At 53.6% G+C, this 7,322-nt stretch carries 9 protein-coding genes and 1 pseudogene; 1 reads left to right on the forward strand and 9 read right to left on the reverse strand.

Annotated elements, in window-relative coordinates; translation table 11 throughout:
• The coding region (locus B2Z72_RS11405; protein ID WP_297004848.1) for a hypothetical protein at nt 1-759 on the forward strand (759 nt) is incomplete at its 5' end.
• A gap of 67 nt (nt 760-826) precedes the next feature.
• Here the strand turns inward: B2Z72_RS11405 and ccmI are convergent.
• From ccmI to B2Z72_RS11450, 9 genes and pseudogenes are all read right to left on the reverse strand, one after another.
• Nucleotides 827-2,044: a c-type cytochrome biogenesis protein CcmI gene (ccmI, locus tag B2Z72_RS11410; protein ID WP_296980687.1), complete on the reverse strand. Its 1,218-nt coding sequence runs from the start codon at nt 2,042-2,044 to the stop codon at nt 827-829.
• Nucleotides 2,041-2,502, reverse strand: coding sequence for a cytochrome c-type biogenesis protein (locus B2Z72_RS11415; RefSeq protein ID WP_296980689.1), 462 nt, complete (start codon nt 2,500-2,502; stop codon nt 2,041-2,043). The genes ccmI and B2Z72_RS11415 overlap by 4 nt, the downstream gene beginning before the upstream one ends.
• Nucleotides 2,499-3,020, reverse strand: a complete 522-nt coding sequence (locus tag B2Z72_RS11420; protein ID WP_296980691.1) for a DsbE family thiol:disulfide interchange protein — start codon at nt 3,018-3,020, stop codon at nt 2,499-2,501. The genes B2Z72_RS11415 and B2Z72_RS11420 overlap by 4 nt, the downstream gene beginning before the upstream one ends.
• Nucleotides 3,017-4,987: a heme lyase CcmF/NrfE family subunit gene (locus B2Z72_RS11425; RefSeq protein WP_414716348.1), complete on the reverse strand. Its 1,971-nt coding sequence runs from the start codon at nt 4,985-4,987 to the stop codon at nt 3,017-3,019. Before B2Z72_RS11425 ends, B2Z72_RS11420 begins: the two co-directional genes overlap by 4 nt.
• A 19-nt stretch (nt 4,988-5,006) precedes the next feature.
• Nucleotides 5,007-5,468, reverse strand: coding sequence for a cytochrome c maturation protein CcmE (ccmE, locus tag B2Z72_RS11430; RefSeq protein ID WP_296980695.1), 462 nt, complete (start codon nt 5,466-5,468; stop codon nt 5,007-5,009).
• Entirely contained in the window at nt 5,452-5,640 is a 189-nt protein-coding gene (ccmD, locus tag B2Z72_RS11435) for a heme exporter protein CcmD (RefSeq protein ID WP_296980697.1), read from the reverse strand. Before ccmD ends, ccmE begins: the two co-directional genes overlap by 17 nt.
• The gene (locus tag B2Z72_RS11440; protein WP_296980699.1) at nt 5,640-6,386 is read right to left on the reverse strand and encodes a heme ABC transporter permease; all 747 of its coding nucleotides are present in this window, start codon (nt 6,384-6,386) and stop codon (nt 5,640-5,642) included. The genes ccmD and B2Z72_RS11440 overlap by 1 nt, the downstream gene beginning before the upstream one ends.
• Nucleotides 6,387-6,398: 12 nt before the next feature.
• Nucleotides 6,399-7,106, reverse strand: coding sequence for a heme exporter protein CcmB (gene ccmB / locus B2Z72_RS11445; protein WP_296980701.1), 708 nt, complete (start codon nt 7,104-7,106; stop codon nt 6,399-6,401).
• A pseudogene (locus tag B2Z72_RS11450) lies at nt 7,103-7,322 on the reverse strand (heme ABC transporter ATP-binding protein CcmA); the annotation flags it as partial. The pseudogene B2Z72_RS11450 and the gene ccmB, both read right to left, overlap by 4 nt.

Consider the following 7,322-nt stretch of genomic DNA (forward strand, 5'->3'; position numbering starts at 1 on the left):
CGCACAGCCTCCACGCTGATCGCAGAAGAGGATACAGAAGACTGGAAAGCCAGTGGTTTTGATGGCCATATTCAGAACGATACTGCCGCCATGAACTTCCAGATGCTGGATATCAGTGGTGCCTATCATCTCGGCAACGGCGGCTACTGGTTGCTGGGACTGCATTATCAGAAAGTATCTTTCTCACGCTTTGACTGGCGCAGCACGGATCAGACCGAAGCGTTTGCCGATTCCATCGAAGACTATATCCGTAATACCCCTGAGCTGTATGACCCGATTGTGCAGGGCATTAACAACGGCACCTTCACCGATGCCGCCGGTAACGTGATTACCACTGAAGATGAATACTTCGCCGCCACCCGCTTCGACCCGGAAGACACCATGGACGTGGTATTCGAAGACGCCAGCTCATTCAGTCTGACCGCAGGGTTTGAATACGACAGCTACTTTAAAGACCAGTCCGTGGGGCTGCGTTACCTGCTCGGTGGCCATGTGGGTATCAACCTGTATGAAAACGTCCTAAACAGCGGTAATAACCGCGCTCTGACGCGCAACTTTGGTGGTGGTGTCGATGTACGCTTAACCGCTGGCGTGGGCTATCAGTTCCGTCCGGAAGTCGGCGCTATGCTGGTTGCCGAAACCAACGCCAGCTGGCGTGACGGTATCCGTGAACGCTTAGGTTCCAGCCAGACCATCGAACTGCCGGATAACGAGTTCTATTCCATGGCCATGAATGCCACGGTGTACTGGAATTTCTGACTGGCATCATTCAGACATAAAAAAACCGGGCAAGCCCGGTTTTTTTATGTCTGTCGCTGCGCCGTGATTACTCAACCAACTCACTGATCACCAGATCAATCCGTTCTTTCTCACGGTTACTGACCGGCGTTTTCAACCTCTGCCAGTCTCCTGGCTGCGCCTGCGGCTGGCCGCTTTTCGAAATACGGGCAATCAGTGTCAGTTCATCAAAACTGCTGATATTCATTCCCGGTGCCATGGCCTGAGCATCGCTTAAGGTTACAACCTGCGGAAGATCAGCCACGGTCATGCGCTGTACCGCTAATGGCATCGGCGGACCGGATGCTGCGCGGGCCAGAACAAACACAGTGTCGTCCGGCGCAGCGGCGGCGCGCGCTTCATCCGACAGGTCCACCAGGACTTTCAGCTGTACCCGTTCCAGCCAGCTCAGATCCACGTCTTCACCCTGCTCCTGCAGGCGGTCAGCTGCGCGCTGAATGCCCTGAGCCAGCATCTGAGCTTCCGGTGAATCCGGTAAGGACTGCCAGACCACTTTCCAGTGATCAATGGCGCCGCGGTAATTCTGCAGCTCAAACGCCAGCATCCCGGCCAGCCCCTGGGTCTGACGGTTGGCCGGTTGCAGATCGAGAGATTCTTTCAGCAGATTATATGTTTCCTGATCTGCTTTCTGATCCGCAGCAAAAAACTTAGCCTGAGCCAGCAATGTGAGTGTGACTGCACGGTCTTCTGTGGCTTCTTCCGGAATGGTCACCAGAATATCAGCAAACACTTTTGCGGCTTCATCAAACTGGTTATCAATGGTCAGCATACGGCCATACAGATAAAACCATTCACCGTTCTGCGGATCTTTGTCTGACGCCTGTTTCAGATATCCGATCAGCTCTTTACGCTCAGGCTCAGTCAGTTCAACCTGCGCGGCTTTATCAAGCAGTGCCGATGCCTTCAGTTCAACCGATGCACCCCAGAACTGATAAAACAACAGCGTACCGGCCAGTACCACAGCCACCATAGCCAGTGCCAGAGGCCAGCGTTTGGGTTCGCGCTGTGCGGAACCTGCCTGGTGTTCATCTCCGGCATTGGCCAGAAATTCACGGTCCAGTTCCAACTGCAGCGCTGCTTTCTGTTCATCATCCAGATCGCTGTTTTTAACTTCGTCTGAACGCTCCTGATAAAGACGCAGGTTTTCCTCAGAATGATTCTGCATAACGATGTTGTCGCGCCTGCGCGCAGGCATCATCAATATCAGCAGAAGTAATAAACTCAGTAACAGCAAAACCCAGATCATTGCTTATCAGCCTTATTTTTCAGTGCATTCAGGCGTGCTTTTTCTTCTTCCGTCAGCGGTTGCGGAGCCTGTTTCTGACCACGACGGATCATCACCAGCACCAGTAAACCAATCACGAAAACCACGGCAGGTGCGGCCCAGAGAAAAATGGTTTTACTCTTTACCGGCGGCGTGTAGTGCACGAAATCGCCATAACGGTCGACCATATAATCAACGATTTGCTCATCGCTGCTGCCGGACTGCATCATTTCATACACTTTTTCACGCATGTCGCTGGCCACTGGCGCATTGGAATCCGCCAGGTTCTGGTTCTGACATTTCGGGCAACGCAGATCTTCCGCCAGCTTGTTAAAGCGGTCAGTATCCTGCTGCGAATCAAATTGATATTTGTAGCCTTCCACCACCGCAAACGCCGGCAGAGAAAAACAGACCAACAACATCAGCATCCATTTTTTCATTTCAGCGCCTCAAATTGTGGCCCTAAGGTGCTCCACACTTTGGTGTTCAGATCACCAATATGTTTTGCACGGATAATGCCTTTGCTGTCGACCAGAAAGGTTTCCGGTGCGCCGTAAACACCCAGTTCAAGGCCCAGCTGACCGTCAGGATCGGAAATATTAAACATGTAAGGGTTGCCGTAGGCCTTCAGCCATTGCTTCGCTTTAAAATCATCGTCTTTGTAATTAATACCGACGATTTTAATGCCCTGTTCAGCAGCCAGTTTATTCAGAAACGCATGCTCCGCCTTACAGGTCGGACACCAGGTTGCCCACACATTCACCAGTACCGGTTCTTCCGGCAGGTGATTGGTTTCTTCACCGGACTCAACGGTTTTCAGAATAAACTGCGGGAACGGCTTGCCGATTAAGGGTGATGGCAATGCCGTTTTGTCTTCATCGGAATTCAGCTGAATCAGAAAAACGGCGGCCAGCGCCATAAAAATAATTAACGGAATAAATAACTTCAGACGGCTCATGCGGCAGCCTCCTGTCCATTCTGTGCAGAACTGTTTTTCGAATCACGACGAGTGCGGTAACGTTTATCCAGCATCGCCAGTAAGCCACCAATGGCCATAAAAATGGCACCCAGCCATACCCAGCGCATAAATGGTTTCACCTGCAGGCGCATGCCCCAGGCACCACCATCCAGCGGCTCACCCATGGATATATACACATCGCGCCACAGAGATACATCGATTGCCGCTTCTGTCATTACCTGACTACGGGCGGTGTAACGGCGTTTTTCCGGCATCAGCACAGCGATTTGTTTATCACCATCAAAAATGCGGAAGCGGGCAGCATCCGAGGTGTAGTTCGGGCCTTCCACATGACCGGCGTCGACAAACTCAAAACGGTAACCTTCCAGTTCGGCAACGTCACCCGGCGCCATACGCGCTGAAGTCTCTTCACTGTAATTCGCCACCATGGTGATACCAACGATGGTTACCGCAATACCCAGGTGCGCGATCACCATACCGTGATAGCTCAGACCCAGCTTCGGAATACGTGCCAGCTGACCACGGGATTTGTACCACATGTCCTGCAGTGTCACGCCGGTCAGCCACACAGCAACGGCCATACCGAGCAGTACTTTCCAGTTCATGTCACCGCCGTGGATAAGCGGAATCGCCAAACCAAAAATTACTGCCGCCGCCAGAGCAGCAATCATTTTGCTGCCCAGACGTTTAATTTCGTCCGCTTTCCAGCGCGACACAGAACCGGGGCCGACAACAATGGCGAGTAATACACCTAACGGCACGAACATGGTGTTAAACCAGGAGGCACCGACAGAGATTTTACCCAGCCCAAGGAAATCAATGATCAGCGGGTACAGAGTACCGAGCAGAATGGCAAAGGCGGCAACCACCAGCAGCAGGTTATTCAGCAGCAGGAAGCTTTCCCGGGAAACCCACTCATAACGGCCAACTGACGCTACCGTCGGTGCTTTTAACGCGTACAGCAACAACGAGCCACCAACACAGATACCCAATAATGCCAGCACAAAAACACCGCGCTCAGGGTCTGAAGCAAAAGCATGCACTGACGTCAGTACACCGGAACGCACCAGGAAGGTACCCAGCAGACTCAGTGAGAATGCAAAAATAGCGAGCAATACCGTCCAGCTTTTAAACAGGCCACGTTTTTCTGTCACCGCCAATGAGTGCAGCAGTGCAGTGGCGACCAGCCACGGCATTAATGACGCATTTTCTACCGGGTCCCAGAACCACCAGCCGCCCCAGCCCAGTTCGTAGTACGCCCACCAGCTGCCCAGAGCAATACCGATTGTGAGGAAGATCCACGCTGCTGTAGTCCACGGACGCGACCAGCGCGCCCAGGCTGCATCCAGACGACCGCCCATCAGCGCCGCCAGAGCAAAGGCAAAAGCCACCGACAAACCCACATAGCCCATGTACAGAGTTGGCGGGTGAACGATCAGACCGAAATCCTGCAGCAGCGGGTTCAGATCAGCGCCCTCTGATGGAATGGATGGCAGGTTGCGGGCAAACGGATTAGACGTTTCCAGGGTAAACAGAATAAAACCCAGCGATACCAGCCCCATGATGGCCAGTACACGGGCCACCATATCCGCCGGCAGACTGCGGCTGAACATGGCCACCGCCATGCCCCAGCAGCCCAGCATGGTTACCCATAACAATAAGGAACCTTCGTGGGCGCCCCACACTGCACTGATCTTATAGGGCGTTGGTAAGAGGGTGTTGGAATTGGTTGCCACATAAGCAACAGAAAAGTCATCAACAACAAAACAGTAAGCCAGAATGACCAGGCTGATCAGCAGAAAGATCGCCTGGGCATTGGCCAGCGGACGGGCGTATGCCATCAGCCATTCCTGTTGCATTTTTAAACCAAGCAGAGGAATTACAACCTGCAGGGCCGCCACCAGCAGCGCAAAAATCAACGCCAGCTGTCCAAACTCCGGCACCATGCCATACCACTCTGTCATGTTAATACCTCGCCGATTCCAGCGCTTCTTTGCCATCGTTGTGCGCTTTTTCCAGCGCGTCTTTCACTTCCGGCGGCATATAGTTTTCATCGTGTTTTGCCAGTACTTCTGACGCCACAAACACCCCGTCAGTACCTAACTGTCCCATGGCGACAATGCCCTGCCCTTCACGGAACAGGTCCGGCAGAATGCCATCGTAGGTGATGGTGACTTCGGCATTACCGTCGGTCACTTTAAATTCAGATACCAGCGAATCCTGACTGCGCTGCAGACTGCCAACCACCACCAGACCACCGGCACGGATGGTACGCCCTACCGGCACTTCACCGTCAGCAATCTGAGTCGGCGTCATAAACAGGTTGATGTTCTGACTCAGAGAGTACATCAGCAAGCCGACTGCGGTACCGACACCGGCGACCAGAAACAGAATCAGAATCAGGCGTTTTTTACGCTTTGGAGTCATGCTTTTTCTCCCGACGCAGACGCTGAGCCTGCTCTTTTAATAAACGGCGGCGGCGCATCACAGGCTGCGCTACGTTCCAGGCAATCACCACAGCGGTCAGGCCGTAAGACAACCAGACGTAAAAACCATGACCGCCCATGGCGATAAAATCGGCGAAGCTGTTAAATTCCATCAGTGCTCCAGAATCTCTTTAACCCAGCTGCGCTTACGCTCGTGCCAGAGGATTTCATTGCGTGTACGCAGAATGACCAGCAGAGCAAAAAACACATACGTCGTGACAATCATAATCAGCAAAGGAATCAGCATATCCGGATGCATGCTGGGCTTTTCTGTCAGTTTCAGCGTGGCCGGCTGATGCAGGGTATTCCACCACTCCACTGAGTATTTAATGATCGGAATATTGACCAGACCAACCAGCGACAGAATCGCTGCCGCTTTGTAACCGCTTTCTTCAGAATCCATTGCCTGCTGCAGGGCCATCACACCGAAATACAGAAACAGCAGTAACAGCATGGAGGTCAGACGCGCATCCCACACCCACCAGGTGCCCCAGGTCGGTTTACCCCAGATAGCTCCGGTAAACAGTGCGATCAGACAAAACGCAGCACCAACCGGTGCGATCACTTTGGCCACCCAGGCAGCCATTTTCATTTTCCAGATAAGGAACACGGCCCCCGCCACGGCCATCATCATAAAGGCGCTCTGAGCCAGAATCGCCGCCGGCACATGGATGTAAATAATGCGGAAACTGTTGCCCTGCAGATAATCCGCCGGCGCGTACAGCAGACCCAACACCAGCCCCACCACAGTTCCCACCACAGACAGCACTGCCAGCCATGGAATCCACTTTGCCGTAATTTCGTAAAACCATTTCGGCGAGCCAAGGCGATGATAAAGTCGTTTAAGCCACTGCCACATAGATATTTCCAATCAACGCGATAAGTTAAGTTTTAAAGCCGCCGCTGACGCAAACGGTGTAAGGCAGATGGCCAGAGCCAGCAATGCCCCTAAAAATCCGATCTGGCCGTTATACTCCATGCCAATGCCGGCGTGATACACGGCGCTGGCAGCAAAAATCAGAACGGGAATATACAGCGGCAGAATCAGCAGGCTGAGTAACAGTCCGCCACTGCGCACACCGGCGGTCAGCGCCGCACCGACAGCACCCAACAGGCTTAACACCGGGGTTCCGACCAGCAGGCTGAGAATAAGTGCCCAATAAGCATCCGCAGGCAACGACAACATCAATCCGAGTAACGGCGCCATGATGGTCAGCGGCAGGCCGGAAATGCACCAGTGCACCAGTGCTTTGCCGAGCGACATAGCGTACAGGGATTCCCCGGACGCCAGCCATTGCTCCAGCGAGCCATCTTCAACATCGGCTTTGTATAACGCATCCAGTGACAACAGGGTCGCCAGCAACGCTGCCACCCAGATCACACCACCGGCGATTTTGCTTAAGAATTTCGGATCCGGGTCCACCGCCAGCGGAAACAGTGCAGCGACCATCAGAAAGAACATCAGCGGATTCAGCCACTCGCCCGGATTACGCGCAGCCAGTGTGAGGTCGCGACGCACAGTCGCCCCGACCAGGCCGAAACCCTTCACTCCTGAACTCTGGCCTGAACTCTGGCTCATGCGCGCACACTCCCGAGTTCAAGCTGTTGCAGACTGGCGATATTTTCCAGCGCATGATGGCTGGTAATGATCACCGCCCCGCCGTCTTCGACTTTTTTCTGCAACTGCTGCTCCAGCCAGGCAACGCCATATTTGTCCAGCGCGGTAAAAGGCTCATCAAGAATCCACAGTGGTGCCGGTGCGACACACAGACGTGCCAGCGCCACACGACGCTGC

The sequence above is a fragment of the Thalassolituus sp. UBA6592 genome (assembly GCF_002433655.1).
In the GTDB taxonomy this organism is placed as follows: domain Bacteria; phylum Pseudomonadota; class Gammaproteobacteria; order Pseudomonadales; family Oceanobacteraceae; genus Venatoribacter.